Here is a 2321-nt window from a genome sequence, read left to right as displayed (position 1 = left end):
CCGAGTTCGCCGCCGCCGTGCAAGCCGCGGGGCTGATTTGGGTGGGGCCGCCGGTGGATGCGGTGCGGGCGATGGGCTCCAAGATCGAGGCCAAAAAGATGATGGCCGCGGCCGGTGTGCCGGTGCTCGACGAACTCGACCCTGACACGGTCACCGAAGCCCAGCTGCCGGTGCTGGTGAAGGCGTCGGCGGGCGGCGGCGGTCGCGGGATGCGGGTGGTGCGCGAATTATCAGCTCTGCCTGGCGAAGTCGCAGCCGCCCAGCGCGAAGCACAGTCCGCTTTCGGAGACCCGACAGTCTTCTGCGAGCGCTACCTGCCCACCGGCCACCACGTCGAGGTCCAGGTACTCGCGGATGCCCACGGCACGGTGTGGGCCGTCGGCGAGCGGGAATGCTCGATTCAGCGCCGCCACCAAAAGATCATCGAGGAGGCACCGTCTCCTCTGGTCGAACGCACACCGGGGATGCGTGAAAAGCTGTTCGAGGCGGCCCGGCTGGCCGCCGCGGCCATTGGCTACGCCGGTGCCGGCACGGTGGAATTCCTCGCCGACGATGACGGCGACTTCTTCTTCCTCGAGATGAATACCCGGCTGCAAGTCGAGCACCCTGTCACCGAGGAGACCACCGGACTCGACCTGGTCGAGCTGCAACTCGCAGTCGCCGGCGGCGGCCGACTCGACGCTGAACCCCCTGCCGCTGTTGGCCATTCGATCGAAGCCCGCCTTTACGCCGAAGATCCCGCCCGAGGCTGGCAGCCGCAGGCGGGCGTGGTGCACACCTTCGACGTGCCGGCCGTTCGCTGCGAATTTTCGTCGCTGGGCCAGCGGACCGGCATTCGGCTGGACGCGGGAATCGTCGACGGATTTGCGGTATCGATCCATTACGACCCGATGTTGGCCAAAGTCATCTCGTACGCCCCGACGCGACGACAGTCCGCGCTGGTGCTCGCCGACGCGCTGGCTCGAACCCACCTCCACGGCCTGCGCACTAACCGCGAGCTGCTGGTCAATGTGCTCCGTCATCCGGCATTCCTCGACGGCGCCACCGACACAGCCTTTTTCGACAGGCACGGCCTAACAGAGTTGGCGGCTCCGCTGGCCGACGACGCGACCATCCGGCTCTCCGCGATCGCGGCGGCGCTTGCCGACGCCGCACACAATCGCGCGACCACCCCCGTCCTCGGCTCGATCCCCAGCGGTTGGCGCAACCTTGCCTCGGGATACCAGGTCAAGACGTACCGCGATGACGCCGACACCGAGCACACAGTCGAATACCGCTTCACCAGAACGGGACTGATCCTGGCTGATCCGGAAGCGGCGCACCTGGTTTCGGCCACGCAGGACGAAGTCGTGTTGGCCGACAGCAACGGCGTCGCGTGCAGGTTCGCCGTTGCGCGCTACGGGCAGGACGTCTACGTCGACTCCGCTCGCGGGCCCGTGCACTTTGTCGCGCTGCCACGCTTCCCCGAGCCGGGCTCGGCCGTCGAGAAGGGCTCGCTGGTGGCACCCATGCCCGGCAACGTCATCAGGCTGGGCGCCGACGTCGGCGACACGGTCACTGCCGGCCAGCCGCTGATCTGGCTGGAGGCAATGAAAATGGAGCACACCATCACCGCACCGACCGACGGCGTGCTCGCCGAGCTCAACGTCACCACCGGGCAACAAGTCGAAGTGGGCGCCATTCTGGCAAGGGTTGAGTCGCCCGAAAACTCAGAAGGAGACTAGAGCATCGTGACCGACACCAGTTTTATCGAGAGCGAAGAGCGCCAGGCGCTGCGCAAGTCCGTCGCCGCATGGGCGTCCAGCTACGGCGCCGAGTACTACATAAAGAAGGCCCGTGCGCACGAACACACCGACGAATTGTGGTCTGAGGCAGGCAAGCTCGGCTTCCTCGGGGTGAACCTGCCGGAAGAGTACGGTGGCGGCGGCGCAGGGATGTATGAGCTGTCGCTGGTGATGGAGGAGATGGCGGCGGCGGGCAGCGCGTTGCTGCTGATGGTGGTGTCGCCGGCCATCAACGGCACGATCATCAGCAAGTTCGGCACCGACGAGCAAAAGAAGCGCTGGATCCCGTCTATCGCCGACGGGTCGCTGACGATGGCATTCGCGATCACCGAGCCCGACGCCGGCTCGAACTCGCACAAGATCACCACCACCGCCCGCCGCGACGGTGGCGACTGGATCCTCAAGGGCCAGAAGGTTTTCATCTCCGGCATCGACCAGGCACAGGCCGTCCTGGTCGTCGCCCGCACCGAGGAAGCAAAAACCGGCAAGCTGCGCCCAGCGCTGTTCGTAGTGCCCACCGATGCTCCCGGCTTTACC

2 protein-coding genes are annotated in these 2321 nt (G+C 66.4%); both read left to right on the top strand.

Annotated elements, in window-relative coordinates; genetic code table 11:
- Positions 1 to 1724, top strand: a 1724-nt coding sequence (locus WB785_RS20030) for a biotin/lipoyl-containing protein (protein WP_424081107.1), incomplete at its 5' end; no start/stop codon positions are given.
- A gap of 6 nt (positions 1725 to 1730) precedes the next feature.
- Positions 1731 to 2321 (top strand): acyl-CoA dehydrogenase family protein (locus WB785_RS20025; protein ID WP_424081105.1); only part of this gene is annotated, 591 nt, incomplete at its 3' end.

Source organism: Mycobacterium sp., from assembly GCF_049585075.1.
Classification (GTDB): Bacteria; Actinomycetota; Actinomycetes; order Mycobacteriales; family Mycobacteriaceae; genus Mycobacterium.
The sequence above is the reverse complement of the archived record's forward strand: the minus strand, read 5'-3'. Positions and strand labels throughout refer to the sequence as shown.